15 protein-coding genes are annotated in these 18,523 nt (G+C 67.4%); 8 read left to right on the forward strand and 7 right to left on the reverse strand.

Annotated elements, in window-relative coordinates; genetic code table 11:
- The first annotated feature begins 196 nt into the window (after nucleotides 1-196).
- Entirely contained in the window at nucleotides 197-1,201 is a 1,005-nt protein-coding gene (locus tag ACVWWN_RS26765; RefSeq protein WP_457146547.1) for a methyltransferase, read from the forward strand.
- 14 nt (nucleotides 1,202-1,215) lie between these two features.
- On the opposite strand, the gene ACVWWN_RS26770 is transcribed toward ACVWWN_RS26765, so the two are convergent.
- The gene (locus tag ACVWWN_RS26770) at nucleotides 1,216-2,553 is read right to left on the reverse strand and encodes a replication-associated recombination protein A (protein WP_457146548.1); all 1,338 of its coding nucleotides are present in this window, start codon (nucleotides 2,551-2,553) and stop codon (nucleotides 1,216-1,218) included.
- 40 nt (nucleotides 2,554-2,593) lie between these two features.
- Between ACVWWN_RS26770 and ACVWWN_RS26775 the strand changes: the two genes are divergently transcribed.
- Entirely contained in the window at nucleotides 2,594-3,013 is a 420-nt protein-coding gene (locus tag ACVWWN_RS26775) for a cupin domain-containing protein (RefSeq protein WP_457146549.1), read from the forward strand.
- On the opposite strand, the gene ACVWWN_RS26780 is transcribed toward ACVWWN_RS26775, so the two are convergent.
- Nucleotides 3,010-3,852: a DUF3097 domain-containing protein gene (locus ACVWWN_RS26780; RefSeq protein ID WP_457146550.1), complete on the reverse strand. Its 843-nt coding sequence runs from the start codon at nucleotides 3,850-3,852 to the stop codon at nucleotides 3,010-3,012. The two genes, ACVWWN_RS26775 and ACVWWN_RS26780, sit on opposite strands and share 4 nt — an antisense overlap.
- Nucleotides 3,853-3,875: 23 nt before the next feature.
- On the opposite strand from ACVWWN_RS26780, the gene ACVWWN_RS26785 reads away from it, so the two are divergent.
- Nucleotides 3,876-4,454, forward strand: a complete 579-nt coding sequence (locus tag ACVWWN_RS26785; RefSeq protein WP_457146551.1) for a hypothetical protein — start codon at nucleotides 3,876-3,878, stop codon at nucleotides 4,452-4,454.
- 83 nt (nucleotides 4,455-4,537) lie between these two features.
- Nucleotides 4,538-4,696, forward strand: coding sequence for a hypothetical protein (locus tag ACVWWN_RS26790; RefSeq protein ID WP_457146552.1), 159 nt, complete (start codon nucleotides 4,538-4,540; stop codon nucleotides 4,694-4,696).
- A gap of 231 nt (nucleotides 4,697-4,927) precedes the next feature.
- Here the strand turns inward: ACVWWN_RS26790 and ACVWWN_RS26795 are convergent, their stop codons facing one another.
- Genes ACVWWN_RS26795 through ACVWWN_RS26805 form a run of 3 tightly spaced genes read right to left on the reverse strand, consistent with a single transcriptional unit; the run spans nucleotide 4,928 to nucleotide 9,553 of the window.
- Nucleotides 4,928-5,986, reverse strand: a complete 1,059-nt coding sequence (locus ACVWWN_RS26795) for a zinc-binding metallopeptidase family protein (RefSeq protein ID WP_457146553.1) — start codon at nucleotides 5,984-5,986, stop codon at nucleotides 4,928-4,930.
- A complete protein-coding gene (locus tag ACVWWN_RS26800; RefSeq protein WP_457146554.1) occupies nucleotides 5,979-6,911 on the reverse strand; it encodes a transglutaminase family protein in 933 nt (310 codons plus the stop codon). The genes ACVWWN_RS26795 and ACVWWN_RS26800 overlap by 8 nt, the downstream gene beginning before the upstream one ends.
- Complete coding sequence (locus ACVWWN_RS26805; RefSeq protein ID WP_457146555.1) at nucleotides 6,908-9,553, reverse strand: circularly permuted type 2 ATP-grasp protein; 2,646 nt, start codon at nucleotides 9,551-9,553, stop codon at nucleotides 6,908-6,910. The genes ACVWWN_RS26800 and ACVWWN_RS26805 overlap by 4 nt, the downstream gene beginning before the upstream one ends.
- Nucleotides 9,554-10,035: 482 nt before the next feature.
- On the opposite strand from ACVWWN_RS26805, the gene ACVWWN_RS26810 reads away from it, so the two are divergent.
- Nucleotides 10,036-11,223 (forward strand): hypothetical protein, encoded by a 1,188-nt coding sequence (locus tag ACVWWN_RS26810; protein ID WP_457146556.1) that lies wholly within the window; start codon nucleotides 10,036-10,038, stop codon nucleotides 11,221-11,223.
- Nucleotides 11,224-11,337: 114 nt separating this feature from the next.
- On the opposite strand, the gene ACVWWN_RS26815 is transcribed toward ACVWWN_RS26810, so the two are convergent.
- Nucleotides 11,338-14,667: a transglutaminase family protein gene (locus tag ACVWWN_RS26815; RefSeq protein ID WP_457146557.1), complete on the reverse strand. Its 3,330-nt coding sequence runs from the start codon at nucleotides 14,665-14,667 to the stop codon at nucleotides 11,338-11,340.
- Between the two features lie 47 nt (nucleotides 14,668-14,714).
- On the reverse strand, nucleotides 14,715-15,644 hold the full coding sequence (locus tag ACVWWN_RS26820) for a DUF389 domain-containing protein (RefSeq protein ID WP_457146558.1): 930 nt from the start codon (nucleotides 15,642-15,644) through the stop codon (nucleotides 14,715-14,717).
- A gap of 31 nt (nucleotides 15,645-15,675) precedes the next feature.
- Between ACVWWN_RS26820 and ACVWWN_RS26825 the strand changes: the two genes are divergently transcribed.
- The 3 genes from ACVWWN_RS26825 (at nucleotide 15,676) to ACVWWN_RS26835 (ending at nucleotide 18,496) form a co-directional block, all read left to right on the forward strand.
- The gene (locus tag ACVWWN_RS26825; RefSeq protein WP_457146559.1) at nucleotides 15,676-16,056 is read left to right on the forward strand and encodes an MmcQ/YjbR family DNA-binding protein; all 381 of its coding nucleotides are present in this window, start codon (nucleotides 15,676-15,678) and stop codon (nucleotides 16,054-16,056) included.
- A 92-nt stretch (nucleotides 16,057-16,148) separates the two neighbouring features.
- Nucleotides 16,149-17,018, forward strand: a complete 870-nt coding sequence (locus ACVWWN_RS26830; RefSeq protein WP_457146560.1) for a DeoR/GlpR family DNA-binding transcription regulator — start codon at nucleotides 16,149-16,151, stop codon at nucleotides 17,016-17,018.
- Nucleotides 17,015-18,496 carry an FGGY-family carbohydrate kinase gene (locus ACVWWN_RS26835; RefSeq protein ID WP_457146561.1) on the forward strand — a complete coding sequence of 494 codons (1,482 nt, stop codon included), beginning with the start codon at nucleotides 17,015-17,017 and terminating at the stop codon, nucleotides 18,494-18,496. The genes ACVWWN_RS26830 and ACVWWN_RS26835 overlap by 4 nt, the downstream gene beginning before the upstream one ends.
- The last annotated feature ends 27 nt before the right edge of the window (nucleotides 18,497-18,523 follow it).

The following is an 18,523-nucleotide window of genomic DNA, read 5'->3' on the forward strand; positions in this document are numbered from 1 at the left end:
GACGAGCCGTGGCAGTGAGTCCCGCTCGACACGCTCAGCTGTGATCGGCCTCATGGCCGTAATTTGAATCGGTATGTCAATAGGCACCGTTATGCGCATTGACGGGAATTCATCCGTGCGGTCCGGGTGGTTCGGTTGTCGGATGAGCAGGAGGTGGGCGGTGCACGTCAATCGCAATGATTCGACGGAAGCTGGGATGCGAGAGGAACACGACGAAGTGTTCGGCCTTCTCTTGGCCGGCTACGCATCACAGGTGGTTCGGACCCTTGCCGGCCTTTCCGTCGCCGAGCACCTCGACGATGGCGAGTTGACCGCGCAGCAGATCGCCGCACATGCCTCCAGCGACCCCGATATGACCTATCGCGTCCTTCGGGCCGGGGTGGCACTGGGGCTGTTGAAATACGACAAGGTGGCCCAGACCTTCGCAGGCACCTCCCGACTTGGCGTCTTGCACAAGAATTCAACGTTCACCCTCAAGCACTACGCCCAAGCGATCGGCGGCCCGGCCTTCTGGCACACCTCGTTGCGGTTGCCTGAGTCTGTGAGACGCGGCCGCAATTATGTCGAAGAGGCGCTGGGTGGAGATCTATGGAATTTCTACGATCGGAATGATGACGAGGCGCGGATGTTTCGCGCGGCAATGACGGATGTGTCGGCACCCGTGGTGCGTGACGCGGTGTCTGCCATCGACGGTGCGGACCACGGATTCGTGCTCGACGTCGGAGGAGCGAGCGGAACATTCGTTGCGGAGTTGTTGAAACGCAACCCGCGCCTGACCGGTGCGGTACTGGACCTTCCGCAGGCCATGCCGGGTGTTGACGAGCAGGCCGCGCGGTGGGGGGTCAGCGACCGAATGAGTGGCATCCCCGGCGACTTCTTCGATGCGGTTCCGGCCGCTGACTTCTACCTGCTGAAGTACATTCTGCACGACTGGAGCGACGATTCCTGTATCGAGATCCTGTCCAACATCCGCCGCGCCATGAATCCCGGAGCGCGTGTTTTCATCGTCGAGATGATGTTTGCCGACCAGGGCATCTCGCGGCAGGCGGCGCTCCTGGACATGGTGATGCTCATGAGCCTGACCGGGCGAGAACGTGGACGGCCTGAATTCGAAAAGGTCGTGCGCGCAGCTGGTCTGGAGATCGTTCGAGCCGAGCCGCTGCATCAGCCGCACTATCTGATCGAGGCGAAGGCCTCCTGAGCGCAGCGGCGCGGTCAGCGCCGCCTGCGGATGATGGCGCGCAGCTTTTCCAGCCGGCCGGCGATGTCACGCTCTGCACCGTGGGTGGTGGGCTGGTAATAGTCGACCCCAACCAACTCGTCAGGTGGATACTGTTGCGGCACAACACCATCCGGATCGTCGTGGGAGTACTTGTAGCCGATGGCGTTGCCGAGCTTGGCCGCCCCGGAGTAGTGCCCGTCGCGTAGGTGCGCCGGCACGAGACCGGCCTTGCCCTCCCTGATATCGCTCATCGCGGCACCCAGCGCCGTGGTGACCGCGTTCGACTTCGGTGCTGTGGCCAGGTGCACGGTGGCGTGGGCCAGCGTCAGCTGGGCTTCCGGCATGCCGATCAGCGCAACAGTCTGTGCAGCGGCCACCGCTGTCGGGAGCGCGGTCGGATCGGCCATCCCGATGTCCTCGCTGGCCAGGATCATCAGGCGGCGGGCCACGAACCGCGGGTCCTCCCCCGCCACCAGCATCCGGGCCAGGTAGTGCAGGGCGGCGTCGACGTCGGATCCGCGCACCGATTTGATGAACGCGCTGACGACGTCGTAGTGCTGATCCCCGTCGCGGTCGTAGCGCACCGCGGCCTTGTCCAGCGACTGTTCGATGGTCTCGACGGTGACCTTGCCACCTGCCTCCGAGGCGACCTCCAGCGCGGTCAGCGCCCGCCGCGCATCGCCCGCCGACAACTGGACCAGCAGTTCGACCGCCTCGTCGGTGACCTCGACCTTGCCTGCCAACCCGCGAGGGTCGTCGATGGCGCGGCGCACGACCGACTGCACGTTCTCGGGGGTGAGGGGCTGCAGTTGGAGGATCAACGATCGCGACAGCAGCGGGGCGACGACGGAGAACGACGGGTTCTCAGTGGTGGCGGCGACCAAGGCCACCACGCGGTTCTCCACCGCGGACAGCAGCGCGTCCTGCTGAGTCTTGGAGAACCGGTGCACCTCGTCGATGAACAGCACCGTCTGCTCGCCGTGCATGGCCGCGCGGCGGGCCACCTCGATCACGGCCCGGACCTCTTTGACACCGGCGGACAACGCCGACAGCGCCTCGAAGCGCCGGCCGGTGGCCTGCGAGATCAGCGACGCGAGCGTGGTCTTTCCCGTGCCGGGCGGCCCGTACAGGATGACCGAGGCAGCGCCCGATCCCTCGACCATCCGTCGTAGCGGCGAGTTCGGTTGCAGCAGGTGTTCCTGCCCCACCACCTCGTCGAGCGTGGCCGGTCGCATCCGCACCGCCAGGGGTGCAGACGCCCCCACGGGACCCACGGCGCCGCCGCCGGCCCGGCCGGGCTCGCCGGGGACGTCAAACAGACCCTCGGACACGATCTCTGCTTACCATGTCGACGAGCGATACGATCCAATCGTGACTACCAAGCCCGTCAATCTGACCGAGGCGCTCGAGTCGTTCAGCGATGTCTACAGCCCCCGAATCGTCGCAAGGGTCAACGATTACGACGTCCGAATCGCCCATGCCCAGGGTGAACATCTCTGGCACGCACACGACGACACCGACGAATTCTTCCTGGTCCTCGATGGTGAGTTCCACGTCGCCGTGCGGGATGCCGGTGGCAGTGAGTCAACGGTCGTGTTGCGCAAAGGCGACACGTACGTGGTGCCGAAGGGTACCGAGCACAAGCCATCGTCGCCCGGCGGCTCGATCCTCATGTTCGAGCCCCGCGGAACGTCGACAACCGGAGACCGGCACGAGGGAGAAATACCGGAGCACGTGGACAGCACCGCCGGCCACTCGCTCGGCGTGAGCCGATCGCGGCCACTCGGCTAAGACGCCGGCTGGGTCACGAAGTCGATCAGTTCCTCGACGCGCCCGATGAGTGCGGGCTCGAGGTCGTTCCAGTCGCGAACGCGGCCCCTGATCCGCTGCCAGGCCCGCGCGATGTCGGCCTGCTGTGAGTGCGGCCACCCCATGGCCTGACAGACGCCGTGCTTCCACTCCACGCCGCGGGGCACGACCGGCCAGTTCTGCACACCCAGCCGGCCGGGCTTGACGGCCTGCCAGATATCGATGAACGGGTGCCCGACGACGAGCGTGTGCGGGCCACTCCGCCCGCGGCGCACCGCATCGGCAATGCGGGCCTCCTTCGATCCGGCGACGAGGTGGTCCACGAGCACACCGAGGCGGCGCCCCGGACCGGGCCGGAACTGCTCGACGATCCCGACCAGATCGTCGACGCCGCCCAGATATTCGACCACCACGCCCTCGACACGCAGATCGTCGCCCCACACCTGCTCGACCAGTTCGGCGTCATGGCGGCCCTCGACGTAGATGCGGCTGGTCAACGCCACCCGGGCACGCGCGCCTTTGACGGCCACCGAGCCCGACGCCGTCCGGGCGGCGGCCTTTGACACCGCTACTCGCGGCGCGGTCAGGATGACCGGTCTGCCGTCGATGAGATAGCCGGGGCCGACGGGGAACGGCTTGCGGCGGCCGTGTCGGTCCTCGAGTTCCATCCGCCCGTACTCGACGCGGACCACGGCGCCGACATAGCCGGTCTGGGCGTCCTCCACCACCATGCCGACCTCCACCGGCTGCTCGGTCGACCGCGGCTTGCGCGATCTGTGCGGGTCGTCGGCGAGGATGTCGGTGCCATAGCGATCAGCCACCGGGTGATCGTAGGGTCACAGCCGTGCTGCTCAATCGCGACACGGCCGAGGGAATCGCGAACGGCGACATCACAGTCGTGTTGCGGCGATGGGACGCGCCACGCGCCAAATCGGGCGGCACCCAGCGGACGGTTGCGGGCACCGTCCGCATCGACGAGGTGACCGAGTACCCCGGCAGCTACCGCGTGACCGCGGCCCAGGCGCGGGCGGCGGGCTTCCCGACCGCCGCGGCCGCTCAGCAGGAGTTGGACCGCAGGCCGGCGCGCCACACCTACGTCATCGCGGTGTCCTACCTCGGAGCAGACGAGCGGCCAGCACTCGCCGCCGACGACCGGTTGACCGACGCCGACGTCGAGGCGATCACGTCTCGCCTGAACCGCTGGGATGCGGCCACCTCACCGTGGACGCGGCAGTACCTGGAGATGATCTCGGCCAACGAGGCCGTCCGGGCACCCGACCTCGCGTCCGGCGTCGGGCTCGACGTGCCGCGGTTCAAACGAAGGGTGCGCCAGCTCAAGGGCCTCGGCCTGACCATCAGCCTCGACGTCGGCTACCGCATCTCACCGCGGGGTCGCGAGTATCTCCGCCGCACCTGCTCATGACGCCGCAACCGAACGGGTTTTCACGCGCTTCCGGCGGCCTACGTTCGGCAGAGTAAGGGCATGAGCACACCGCAGGTCCCCGAGTGGCCGGGCTGGACTGCTACGAACACCTCGCCGCGCTACCGCTCGAGGACATCGGCTATGACCGGTTCGCCGATGCGCTGCTCGACCGCGGCTGGGACGGAACCGTCAGCGTCGAAGTACTCAGCACCGCACTGCGGGACGTGTCGGGGTGGCGCTGATCCTGACGGGCTTGGCCACCACCGTCATCCCGGGACCACTGGAGTCGGCGCGGGGACCCATCGCAGAGCTGATGGGCCCGGCTGGTCTACTCGGCAACCACATCATCACGGCACGTATGCCGCAGCTCGCCCATCTGACGCGGATGGACACAAATCACCGGCCTCCATTGCCGCAGGACTGCCGTTCCGCTTCGCGGCCTTCCGGGTGACGCCGGCTGAACGCCCCTGCAGTCAGCTCCCGCTGATCTCCGCGAGTTTCATCGGGTCCGAGGTGATCTCATCGATGATCGTGTGGATGAAGCGCATCTTCTCCAGCACCGCGGGGGGCAGCACGAACGGATAAAGGTCGTCCTTGCCCATCGAGCGGTTCACCATGTTCAGGGCCCAGGCCAGCGGGAGCCACATCTCGATGATCGTGTCGAAGCCACTGGGCCCCCACACGCGGCGCTCCAAGGTGGCACCCGCCGCGGCGAACCCGAATGCGGCCGCGGTATCGAGAGTGTCGCGGATGTGCAGGTAGTGCGCGAACGTCTCGGCCCAATCCTCGGCCGGATGCATGGTCGCGTAGGAGGACACATAGTCGTCCTCCCAGCCTGGCGGCGCGCCTTGGTCGTAATAGCGAGCGAGCGCGGACTGATAGTCGCTGTCCGGGTCGCCGTACAGCTCGGTGAAGCTGTCCAAGTACGACTGGGAGGTGCCGACCAGCCGGTAGAAGTAGTAATGGCCGATCTCGTGACGGAAGTGCCCGAGCAACGTCCGGTACGGCTCGTCCATCGAGATGCGGAGACGTTCGCGATGCACGTCGTCGCCCTCGGCCAGGTCGAGGGTGATCACGCCGTCGGCGTGGCCGGTGAACACCTTCTCGAACTCGCTCGACAACAGGTCGAACGCCAGGCCGTATTGCGGGTCCTCGGCGCGGCCGACGACAGGCAACTTGAGTTCGTGCAACTCGGCGATCAACCTGCGCTTGGCCTTCTCCGCGACCGCGAATGCGGCCAGCGCCTTGGTGTCCGCGTTGTTGGGCCGGGTCCTGGTCAGCGCACACGATGCGCACAGCTTGGCGATGGGACTCGTCTCGACCAGCCAATTGCATTCGGCCAGATGAAGATTCGCGCACAGTTGATACTTGGCCTCATCGACGGCGCCCGCGTGCTCGCTCTCCTCACCGGGTGCGATGACGAGCAACGCCATGTCATCCAGCGAGAACCCCAGCGAGCTACCGCAGTGCAGGCAGACCGAGTTCTCGAACGACAACCGCTGGCCGCAGTTGGGGCAATTGAAGTCACGCATGCAGCATTCCCCCCTGGTAGGGCTCGACGTCGACCGCGACGTCGATGACGCTGCTTTCCGAATCGGTGTAGATGATGCCCCGCAGCGGCGGCACATCGGCATAGTCCCGGCCGAATCCGACCGTGATGTACCGCTCGTCGGCCATCTGGTCGTTGGTGGGATCCAAACCGAGCCAATGGTTTTGGGGCGTCCACACCGATGCCCAGGCGTGCGTCGCGTCGATCCCTACCATGCGTTCCTTCCCGGGTGGCGGGTCGGTCGCAAGGTACCCAGAAACGTAGCTGGCGGCCAACCCATTGGCGCGCAGACAAGCGATGGCCAACCGCGCGAAGTCCTGGCATACCCCTTCCCGCGCCGCCAAAACCTCGCTGACCTGAGTGGACACCGTCGTGGAACCGGATCGGTAAGTGAAGTCCGAATAGATTCGCGAGGTGAGGTCGCGTAGCACGTCGATCAACGGCCTGCCCGGCTCGAAACTCGGTGCTGCATAGGCGGACAACGCATCCGTGATCTCTGCCGGTTGCAGATCGAGGGTGAATTCGGTCGCCAGCGCGCCGTCGGGGCCGACCGGGCGGGCGAGCTCCCACGCCGCCCTGGCCGACCCGCCGGCGTACAGGCCGGCTGGCGGAGGATCGACCTCGACCACCGAGTTGCTGGTGATGGAGAGAACCCGATGGTGCTCGGTGACGTGGAAGTACGAGCTGATGTTGCCGTAGACGTCGCGGCTGGTGGAGCTGTCGGCCGGTTCCGGGTCCACGATCAGTTCGTGGAACAGGCAGCGCTGCCGCGTGGAGTCGCGCGGCGTGAGGAACCCGCGCCCGTATGAGCTCGTGACGACATCGGAATAGTGATAGACCGTTCGGTGAGTGACCCGATAACCGCGGCTGGCTCCCGACGCGGTCGGACCCTCGGGAAAGGCGTTCACGGCACCACCCTGCGCTCGTCGGAGCCCCACAGCGGCTGCATTCCGCCCGGTAGCGACAGATGGGTCGCGGTGATCACACCGGACAGGTCGCGCAGGCCGCGGTGAATCCCGTCGAGCAGCCCGGCCAGCTGAGCCCGGGTGCCGTCGGCGGCGACCTCTTCTAGGTCGGCCCGGTCGAGTCGGCGCAAGGTGGTGACGATGTCATCGACCAGCCGCTCGGGCCGCGAGGAACCCGACGAACCCGGCAGCGCCCTGAGGTCGGCGCGCAGCTTCTCGAGTTGATACACCAGGGACCGCGGGTTCTCGGCGTCGAACAGCACCAGGTCCGCTACGGCCGCAACACTGACCTTGCCCAGGGTGCGCCGCCGGTAGATGACCGAGGATTCGCAGACCACGAGCGTCGACTCGGTGATGGTTCGCTCGGCGCCCGCGCTGCGTACCGTTGTCAGCGTCGCCCGCAGCAGCGCCGTGAGCGTCAGCCCGCGTTCGATCCGTTTGCCGATATCCATCATCGTCCATCCGACGTCGCGCACCATCGACTCCGCCGCGACGCCGGAGAGGGCGAGCATTCCCGCCAGGGTCAGATTGTTCGTCGACCCGAGAAATGCGTCGCCCTCCGCCCTCGAATCGGGCGGCGCATCGGGCGCGTTCAGCAACGCCCGTTCCACGGCCGCCAGCACCATCCACGTGTCGTTGGACATCTGGTCCCGCACCGCGCGCGTGGCCAGTCCCAGCCGTTCGACCGACTGGGCCAGCGAGCCCGCACGGCGCCGGTCGGCGGTCAGCGACCACAGTGTGCTCTGCGCGGTGGCCACCATCTCGGTGTAGTCGCCGTCGGTGCCGGTGGCGGTCCCGGTGATGTGTCCCAGCGCGGCCAGCAGGACGGGCACGCACTCGCTGCCCTCCATTTCCCGGCGGTAGTGGTACTCGTGATAGCGCTCGCGGGTGACGGTCAGCAGCCGGGCCATGTTCTCCGCCCGTTCGCCGTAGCGGCCCATCCAGAACAGATCGGAGAGCACGCGCGGCGAACTGATCCCGCGAGTCGGACTCGGCGTCATCCCCGGCAGCTCGGCAGCGGGCGACACCGGAATGCGCTCAACCGTGACCCGCGTCGGCGTACGTACCCAGATATCTTTTGCTGCAACGGTATTCAAGTTGAACCCGGCATCACCCGGTGCCAGTAAGTAGCCGAGGCCACCGATCATCGGCGCGTACCCACCCCGCTGGGCCACCGTGAACAACCGCATTCCCACGCTGGCCGACGACAGCCCGCCCGGGTAGTAGTCACTGGGTGCCGACGAGAACTCCGGCAGCTCCTGGCCGACCCACTGCCACGGGGTGGCCTCGATGCGCGCCGTCAGCGACGCGCGCTGACCGGCCGACAACGCGGGTCCGACGATCGACGTCCCGCCCGTCACCGGCCTGATCATCAGGGACGACAGATTCGTCAGCAGGTGTGATCGTTCGGTGTTGATGCCACCCCAGTACAGCGGCGCGGTCGCGAGCAACGGCGTCTCGCCGAGCAGTCGCTCGGCCAGCTCAGGCAGAAACCGTAACAGCCCAGCGCTTTCCAGAATCCCGCTGCCCAACGTGTTGACGACCGTCACCGCACCGCGCCGCAGCACCTCGACGAGCCCGACCACGCCGAGTCGGGAGTCCGCACGCAAATCCAGCGGGTCGGCGTACGCCGCGTCGACGCGGCGCAGCACCACGTCGACCCGCTTGAGCGTGCCCATCGAGCGCATCCACAACTTGCCGTCGCGGACCACCAGGTCGGCGCTCTCCACCAGGGGAAAGCCCAACATGCTTGCGAGATAGGCCTGGTCGAAGGCGGTCGCGGAATGGATGCCCGGGCTCAGCACGACGACCACGGGTTCTTCGGCCGCCTCGGGCGCGGAGTCGATCAACGCCAGCCGCAGCGCCTGTGCCCAGGGTGAGGAGGGCCGCGGTCCGACTCGCTCATAGAGATCGGGGATCGCGCGGGCGATCACCCGTCGGTCAGCCAGCGCATAGCCGGCGCCCGAGGGAGCCTGCGTCCAGTCGGCGTTGACCAGGAAGCAGCCCGAACCGCCTCGGCTGATGTCACAGGCGTGCAGGAACAGCTGATGGCGGCCGGGCACGTCGATGCCCCGGGCGGCGCGCAGGTAACCCGGATGTGCGAACAGGAGCGGGGCCGGCAGCAATCCGCCGGTGATCGACTGCTGGGGTCCGTACAGATCGGCCAGCACCGCGTCGAGCAACCTGGAGCGCTGTACCAGACCGGATTCCAGGGTGTCCCACTCCGGCGCCGAGATCAGCAGCGGCAGCGCGTCGAGGTGCCAGGGACCGGCCACCTCCGCCCCATCGCCGTCGGCGATATACGTGATGCCGTCGTTGTCGACCAAGTTGCGCACGTCCGCCCGCAGCCGGTTCAGACCATCGCGGCCCCGCTCCCCCACGCATTCGGCCAGCTCGTGCCATGCCGGGCGGATATCGCCCGCCGCATCGACGAACTCGTCGTAGCCGGTCGCCGCTCCCCGGGTGCGGACATCGAAGAGCGCCTGCTGTGCCCTGGCCGTGCGGTAGCGGGCCAGCAGGTTGTCTATGTCATGCGCATGCGCGGCCGGACGTCGCTGCGACGGACCGCTTGCGGGAAGTGCCATTACTGCAGAACGGTAGAGCAACAACCGACCGAACACGAGGCGGCTCGAAAAGCATCCCCCACCTGCGCCGATGTGGTGTCACACCGGTTTGGGAGGGGACGATGGCCACGCGCCTCGTGCCGACTGCCTGCGACCTGCGCACCAGCCGCCAGCAAACAAAGGGGCTTGACCGCGTTCACGGTTCGGTCGCCCGGCTGTCGTCCCACCGGTGGGGGTGTCTGTTGTCCGACGGGTGAACGTATAGGAGGGGGGCGATCACTGAAGCGACGGTGAACTCACAAGGCTCGTCGCTCGAATACCCAGAATCCTTCGATAGGTTGAGCACCAACGTGTTCAACGTGGGCGGGCGGCCTCGCGCCGGCCACACCCGGGGTATCCGGACAATCTGGGAATCCCGAGTGTTCGCCTGGGCCACAGCGCGATGCCGAACACACCCGCAGGTGCCACATCTTCCGTGTTCAACTCTTCCCCGAAGGACCATTGTGTATCTCACTGCGCGTTCCTACCTGCTTGCCGGCTTCACCGCCGCCAGCATCGTCGCCATCATCCCGTTCGCTCCACGACCCAGCGTTCATCTGTCAGACATCCATGAGGCCGACATCCGCCTGGCGGCCGCGGAATCGCACATCGCAGCCGCGGTGCACGCCGTCGAGGCGCGCACCACGGCGTCCGCGGCGGCCGTGAGCATCCCGGCGTCCGCTGTGAGTGCTGCGGTCGGTGACCTTCTGGCGTTGAACTTCGACCTGACCGGTACCCCGGCCGCGTTCATGAACAGTCTCCGTTTTCTGGCAGACGCCACCATTGCCACCCTCACCGGCGCCACGGCGGAGAACGTGCCACCAAGTTTCGGCGTCGCCGAACGACTCAATCTCATCTCGGCTGATCTCAACAATCTGACCACTGCGATAAACCACATCACCGGCATCTTGCAGTCCGGTCCCGGGGATGACGGTTCAGGCACCCAGAGCGGCGTCAACACCGGCACGGTCGCCTCATCCAATTCCGGCGCGGTCGCCGCCGCGACCGGCGCGCCCGACCCGTCCGCCCTCGGCCCCCTGATCGGTGATGTCGCGATCCTGAACGTGGACATGGCCGCCTCTCCGTTTGCCGTCACGCAGACATGGACCCGAGCGCTTGCGGCGGCGTCAACTGACCTTGGTGCGGGTGAAATTCAGGCAGCACAAGAGGCTTTCACCACCATCTTGCAGGCCGGCTTGACCGAGGCGCAGACTCGGATCACTGACGACACGAACAACATCGGGGCGGCCCTGGCCCGGTTGGTGGGAACGTCGAGCACCACCACCGGCCAAGTCGGTACAGCGAGTTCGGTGACCGGAGCCGCTGGTTCCCTGGCCGCAGCCAGGACCGCCGCAGCGGCGCCGGCGCAGCCGCGCCCGGGCAAAATCGGGCCACGACCCGTCGTCGCCAAGCCGACATCCTCGACACGCGGCGCCGAAGCGGTCAGCGCAGACCACAACCCTGCCGCAGTGCACAACCACGAGACGGCCAGTGCCGCTGCCACGAAGGTTTCGCACAACGGGTCCTCGCACACCCCGGAGACGAGGACCGAATCGACCCGACGACGCGGCGGCGTAGACGGCACCAGCACGGGCAAGCACTCCCCAGCCGGCAAGCCCCATAACATTGGAGCCAAACACGGCAAGCACTGAATCAACCACCACCGGTGCTGACCGGCTTCCCCGCAGCCGGACCCACGCACACCAAATATCAACGGCGGCAATCGAAGCACCTAAGGGATCTGCGCCTACGCCGGGAGAGGCTTGCTACTGAAGCACGGTCCGCACCCGCCGAAGGTCCAAGATGCCCGGCGCCCCCACATCCGTCGATTGACGAGCCTGCTTCTCGCGGATGTCGGACATGTCGACCTGGCCCGGGGTGAACCCGATGGCCTCGAACCGCCTGCCACGCCGGGATTCGGCCTCGACCGCGTTGACGGGCGGTTCGTCATAGGACCGCCCACCCGGATGTGACACGTGGTAGGTGCAGCCACCGCGCGACATGCCGGTGACCCCGTCGACGAGTTCGCACCGCAGCGGCCCGTCGACGGTGATGGTCGGGTGCAGCGCGCTGGGCGGCTGCCAGGCGCGGAAGCGCACACCCCCGACCTGGACATCCGGACTGTCGGTGGCCAACAACGGGATGGGATGACCGTTCACGGTGACGATGTGGCGCTGGCGGTCCGCACCGATCAGCCGAACCTGGATGCGCTCCACCGACGAGTCGACGTAGCGCGCGGAGCCGCCGGCGGTGGCCTCTTCGCCGAGCACGTTCCACGGTTCGATGGCGCCGCGCAGCTCGATCTCCACACCGTCGAACACCGCAGCGCCGATGCGCGGGAACCGGAACTCGGTGAACGGGTCCAGCCAGCTGGTGTCGAAATTGATGCCGTGGGCGCGGAGGTCGGCGGCGACCTCGGCGATATCGTGAATCAGAAAGTGCGGCAACAGGTACCGGCCGTGCAGGTTGGCTCCGTGCCGGATCAGCGGGGCGCGCAGCGGTTGGTCCCAGAACCAGGCGACCAGCGACCGGACGAGCAATGACTGCACCATCGCCATCTGATGGTGCGGTGGCATCTCGAAGGCACGCAGCTCCAGCAGGCCGAGCCGGCCCCGTGCGCTGTCCGGGCTGTAGAGCTTGTCGATGCAGAATTCCGCGCGATGGGTGTTGCCGGTGATGTCGGTGAGCAGGTGGCGCAACGCCCGGTCGGTGATCCACGGCTTGCCCGAAGCCGGCCGCCCGCCGGAAACAGCTGCCAGCCGGGTGATCTCGGAGAACGCGATCTCCAACTCGTAGAGCGCCTCGGCACGGCCTTCGTCGACGCGCGGCGCTTGCGATGTCGTGCCGACGAACCGGCCGGCGAATAGATACGACAGCGCCGGGTGCCGCTGCCAGTAGGTCAGCAGCGACACCAGCAGGTCGGGCCTGCGCAACAGTGGGGAGTCGGCCGGGGTGAGGCCACCGAGCGTGATGTGGTTGCCGCCTCCGGTGCCGCCGTGGGAGCCGTCGACGTCGAACGACTCGGTGGACAATCGGGCCAGCCGCGCCTGTTCATAGAGCGCCTCCAGCTGCTGCTTCTGCTCGGCGAAGCTGGCCGTCGGTGCGACGTTGACCTCGATGACACCGGGATCGGGGGTCACGCACATGGATCGGATCCGCGGATCCGGTGGCGGTCCGTACCCCTCGACGACGACGGCACAGTCCGCTTTCGTAGCGGCCGCTTCCATGCGGCCGACCAGATCGACGAAGTGCTCGAGTTCCTCGGTGGGCGGCAGATAGATGTACAGCAGTCCGTCGCGGACCTCGGCGACCATCGCGGTGGTGGGTGTCGGATCGGCGTCATCGACGACCGCTGGGTCGGACTCCGCATCGGCAGACAGTTCGCCGTGTCCGGCCAGCGGGTCGGCCTCGTAGGACGGGCGCGGCGGATGCCAGCTGATGGAATCCAGGGGCAGCCGCAGGCCCGCGGGTGAGTCGCCCGCGAGCAGCACGATGCGACCGCGGCGCAGTTGCCAGTCGGCGCTGGCCCACCCGGATCCGTCGTCGCGCCGGTGCAGCGGCAGCACGTAGGCGGCGGGCTCGGTGACGGCCGTCTCGAGCCGATCGACCAGCGCGGCCCGCGCGCCCGCAAAATCCTTCGCCAGATCATCGTCGGCCGCGACGGGTTGGCCCTCGGGCTGCCGCACCGCCCGGGCCAGCCGGGCAAGTGCATCCTCGTAGGCCGGCCGCACCTGAGAGGGTGGCAGGCCCAGGTCCGAGGCGATGGCGCCGAGCACCTGCAGCCCCGCGTCGGGCGGCGCCTGGATAAAGCTGCCATCGGTCGGCCAGGGGTCGGCCAGCAGGTCGCCGTTGCGCCACAACGGCTGGCCGTCGGTTCGCCAGTGCAATCCGATCTCCCACCGCGGCAAGGGTTCTCCCGGATACCACTTGCCGTCGCTGCGTTGAATCAGGCCTTGCGGGGCCCAGAGGTTCTTCAGCCGCGCGGCCAGGTCCGACGCGCGCTGCCGCTTGTGCGGACCGTCGGCGTCGGTGGTCCATTCGGGGTGGACCTGGTTGTCGATCGACACGAAGGTCGGCTCACCGCCCATGGTGAGCCGGACGTCGGCGCCGGCCAATCGGTCGTCGACATGGGCCCCCAGCGCACAGATCGCAGCCCAGGCGGTCTCGGTGTAGGGCAGCGTCACCCGTGGGTCTTCGTGTACCCGAGTCACCACATTGAAGAAGTCCAGGGTGGTTTCGCACGGTTCCGTCATGCCGGTGATCGGCGCGGCGGAATCTGGATGCGGTGTCGCCGACAGCGGGATGTGACCTTCGCCCGCGAACAGCCCGGATGTCGGATCGAGGCCGATCCAGCCCGCGCCGGGGATGTATACCTCGGTCCAGGCGTGCAGGTCGGTGAAGTCGGCCGCCGGACCAGACGGGCCGTCGAGCGCCTCGACGTCGGACGTCAGCTGAACCAGGTAGCCGGACACGAAGCGGGCGGCGAGCCCGAGTTGGCGGAGGATCGACACGAGCAGCCAGGCCGAGTCACGGCAGGATCCGATGCCGGTCCGCAGAGTCAGATCTGGTGTCTGCACACCGGGTTCCATCCGCACGCTGTAGCCGACATCGGCGTTCACCGCCCGGTTCAGCGCGACCAGGAAGTCGATGGTTCGGGTGCCGGGCGCAACGGAGAAATTCTTCACCCACGCCTCGCTGAGGTCACCGGGCCCCGTGCCCTCGCCCTCCTCGTCGACCGGCCGCAGATACGGCTTGAGGTCCTCGGCCAGCGCCTTGGGGTAAGCGAAGCCGATGTGTTCGGCATAGGGCTCGATGAAGAAGTCGAACGGGTTGATGACCTTCAGATCGGCGATCAGTCCGATGGTGACGGTCAGGCTGCGGGCCCGACTGGGAAACACCAGGCGAGCCAGGAAGTTGCCGAACGCGTCTTGTTGCCAGTTGACGAAGTGGTCAGCGGGCTCCACCCGCATCGAGTAGGCCTCGATCGGAGTGCGTGAATGCGGCGCCGGACGCAGCCGCACGACGTGGGGATGCACCTCGACCAGCCGGTCGAACGTGTAGCTGGTGCGATGCTCCAGCGCCACCTTGATGCCCATCCGCTGATCACATCACAACGTCGTCAACCGCGCAGGGGACGTCGCCCTCAGGTCGCGACGATGCGGTGCTGACGGTCGGTGACGCGTCGCACCCACAGGACCATGACCCCGGCGAGCACGATGCCGGCCAGGTTGACCGCGAGTTGGGCGGCCGACTTCGCGGCGACGTCCCAGTCTCCGATTGTTGCGGCGACGACGGCGTAGCCCGCGGCGGGAACGGTGGTGACCGAGATGAAGACCCCCACGAGCGCGGCGGATTTGGCCGACACCAACGACAACATCCCCGCTGCGCCGGCGAACAGCGCCACCACGAACGACAACGGGCCGACCTGGAAGATGAAGTCCACTTCGGAGAGTTCCCGGGTGCTCTCCACCGTGATCCACCCGATGGCCTCCCCCGCCAGCACGCCGATCGCCGTCACGACCATGGCCACCGGGAAGCCGACGAGCAGGGCCAGCGCTGCGCGGCGCGCCAGATATCCCCGCCGCCGCACCAGGGCCACGGCCAGCGCTGCCAGCGGACCGAACTCGGGACCCACCACCATCGCGCCCACCACCGTCACAGGTGAATCGGTGACCACGCCGACCGCCGCGATGAGACAGGCCAGGCACAAGAACGTCAGGAAGGTCCCGTTGAGGGTGGATTCTTCGCGGGTGCGTGCGGCCAGCTCATCCCAGACGACCGCGTCGGCGGGGTCACCTTCGGCCTTGTCCTCGGCCCGATAGGCCCGAGTCGACAGCACGGTGTCGACGACATCGAGGGTGATTGCGCCGCGCTCCTTCACACCGAACGACTTCAGCCCGTCGATGACGTCGTTCGCCGATTCCCTGGCGATGTCGGCGGTGATTTCATCGCCCGCCGGATCGACGGCAGCACCAGGGTGAACGACGAGGTGCGTCACACCGGGATTCTCGGTGAGAAGCTCGATCACCCGTTCGCTCAGGTCGGTCGGGACGATCACCCGCAAATGCAGCACGGGTGAACCCTAACGGCGGACAATCTCCTGCGTGGCCAGCTGGGAGGACGTCGCGCGCATCGTGGCCGGGCTACCCGAGACGAGCGAGGCCCCGGCCAGGAACTGGCGGGTGCGCAAGAAGCTCATCGGGTGGGAACGCCCGCTGCGCAGGGCCGACCACGACGCGCTCGGCGCGGCCGCACCCACCGGCGACATCCTGGGTGCCCGCGTCGCCGACGAGGGCGTCAAGTTCGCGCTGATCGCCGACGATCCCTCGGTGTTCTTCACCACGCCCCACTTCGACGGCTACCCCGCGGTGCTGGTCCGGCTGGCGGAGATCGGCGTAACGGACCTGGAGCAGCTGATCACCGAGGCCTGGCTCGCGCAGGCCCCGAAAACCTTGGCCAAGGCGTTTCTCGCCGATCGCGGCTGAACTCGGCTATCGCCAGAAAAGTTGCCGCCAGGTGTGGCCAGTCCACAAGGTGTGTTGTAAATTCACAGTTAGCCGACGGTGTCAATGTCGAAATGCCCAGGGACGGGAGTTCTTTTTGTGAATTTTCCACATTTTCGACGGAGCTGAGCGTGGACGCGAAGACTCGACGCGCGCGCATCGAACAGCGCGTGCGGACCGACTTCGAGGTCGGATACGCCGAGCTGGCCGGGGAGTTCGACGTGTCCGAGATGACGATCCGTCGCGATGTGGAGGCGCTGGAAGCCAGCGGTGTGCTCCGCCGGGTGGTCGGCGGCGCGATCGCGCTGAAGGGTAAGGACGCCGAGCCCTCTTTCGAGACCCGCGTTGCCGAGGCCGCCGTGGAAAAGCGCCACATCGCCGATGCGGTGGCCGACCTCATCGGTCCCAGCGAGACACTGATCCTCGACTCCGGCAGCACCGCGTTGGCCGTCGCCCGCTCCGTGAAGGGCCGCGAGCTCGCGCTCACGGTCGTCACACCCAGCGTGCTGGTGGCGCTGGCCCTCGTCGACGAACCGAACACCACCGTCATGCTCACCGGCGGGGAGCTGCGGCCTTCGGAGCTCAGCCTGATCGGCCCGAGCACCGAGGACACGCTCGCCAACTACAACTGCGACACCTTCGTGATGGGCGTGGCGGGCATCGACGGCGACCGCGGGATCTCCGACTACCACCAGGGCGAGAGCCGCGTGAAACGCGCGGCGAGTAATCGAGCGGATCGCGTGATCGTCGCCGCGGACAAGAGCAAGCTCGGCCGCGTCACGTTCGTGAGCATCGCCGCCCTTGCGGATGTCGACATGATCGTCACCGACGGGCCTCCCGACCACCCCACGCTGGTGGCCGCGCGGGGCGTCGGCGTCGAGGTGGTCTGCGTTGCCGGACAGCGTGATTCGGCTGCGTCCGGTCGTCAGGTGGAGTCGGGATGAGCGGTCACACCATTGGCATCGACATCGGTACCACCGGCACCAAGACCGTGCTGTTGGACACCACCCGCGGCATCGTGGCGACCGCCGCCCGCGAGACGGCCCTGCACTCGTCGGGTCCCGGCATCGCCGAGGCCGACACGGAACAGTGGCGGACCGGCGTGGTGGAGTCGATCCGGGAGGTGCTGACCACCAGCGGGGTGGCGCCGGCCGACGTCGGCGCACTCTCCACGTCGGGCATGGTGCCCGCCGTCGTCCCCGTTGACGAACACGGAAATGCGTTGCGCCGGGCGATCCTTCAGAACGACGCCAGGGCACATCGCGAGGTGGCCGCGCTCGCCGACAAGCTGGCCACGATCGATCTCGTGACGATGACGGGTTCGGCGCTCACCCAGCAGTCGGTGGCGCCGACGGTGATGTGGTTGCGAGAGAACGAGCCCGACGTGTATGCGCGTACGACCCACTGGCTCGGCTCGTACGACTGGATGCTGGCCACCCTGGGGGCCGAGACCCACGTCGAGCAGAACTGGGCGCTGGAGTCGGGTCTGTTCACCATCGACGGCGACACCGCCGATCCGGTGCTGACGGCCGCAGATCTCGATCCGGCCACCCTGGCACCCACGCGCCGGCCCGGAACACAGGTCGGCGAACTGAGCAGGAGCGCAGCCGGCCAGACCGGCCTACCCGCGGGCACCCCTCTGGTGGTGGGCGGCGCCGACCACGTGCTGTCGGCATACGCCGCCGGAGTCTTCGGTCCGGGCGACGCGCTGGTGAAACTCGGTGGCGCGGGCGACATTCTGGTCGCCAGCGGCTCCCCGGTGGTCGACGAGCGGCTATATCTCGACGCCCATCCCGTCCCCGGCCATTGGTTACCCAACGGATGCATGGCGACCAGCGGCAGCCTGATCCGGTGGTTCCAGTTGATGATCGGGGGTGACCCGCTGACCGTTCTCGACGAAGAGGCCGCCGACCGCGCACCGGCCGAGATCCTCTGTCTTCCCTATTTCCTCGGAGAGAAGAGCCCGATCCACGATCCCGATCTGCGGGGCGTGTTCGCCGGCCTGCATCTCGGGCACACCAGGGCCGACATGTACCGGTCCGTGCTGGAGGCGATCGCGTTCGGGTTCCGCCACCACATCGATGTGTTCACCGACATCGGCATCCCGCCGTCGCGGGTGATGATCACCAACGGCGGATCCAAGTCCACGCTGTGGAAACAGATTCATGCCGATGTCCTGGGCCTCGAGATGCTGCCGGTCCGGGGCCACCCGGGCGCATCGCTGGGCGCGGCGGTGATCGCAGCGATCGGCATCGGTGCCCTGGACAGCTGGTCGGACGTCTCCCGGTTCATCAGCCTCGATCCGCCCGTCGTACCCGACCCCGCCCGGTTCGGGGTCTACGACCTCACCTATGCGACGTGGCGTGAGCTCGGCGACGCCGTCGCGCCCATCTCCCATGCCGTGGCCCGCAGCACCCGATGAGAAGAGACCGAGAGTGACCGACAGTGA

It is taken from the genome of Mycobacterium sp. URHB0021 (assembly GCF_054057895.1).

Excerpts from the sequence above, each read along its gene's own strand:
- ACVWWN_RS26765 (WP_457146547.1), top strand. The coding sequence starts at position 197 with ATGCGAGAGGAACACGACGAAGTGTTCGGCCTTCTCTTGGCCGGCTAC.
- ACVWWN_RS26795 (WP_457146553.1), bottom strand. The coding sequence starts at position 5,986 with ATGCGTGACTTCAATTGCCCCAACTGCGGCCAGCGGTTGTCGTTCGAG.
- ACVWWN_RS26805 (WP_457146555.1), bottom strand. The coding sequence starts at position 9,553 with ATGGCACTTCCCGCAAGCGGTCCGTCGCAGCGACGTCCGGCCGCGCAT.
- ACVWWN_RS26815 (WP_457146557.1), bottom strand. The coding sequence starts at position 14,667 with ATGGGCATCAAGGTGGCGCTGGAGCATCGCACCAGCTACACGTTCGAC.
- ACVWWN_RS26830 (WP_457146560.1), top strand. The coding sequence starts at position 16,149 with ATGCCCAGGGACGGGAGTTCTTTTTGTGAATTTTCCACATTTTCGACG.
- ACVWWN_RS26835 (WP_457146561.1), top strand. The coding sequence starts at position 17,015 with ATGAGCGGTCACACCATTGGCATCGACATCGGTACCACCGGCACCAAG.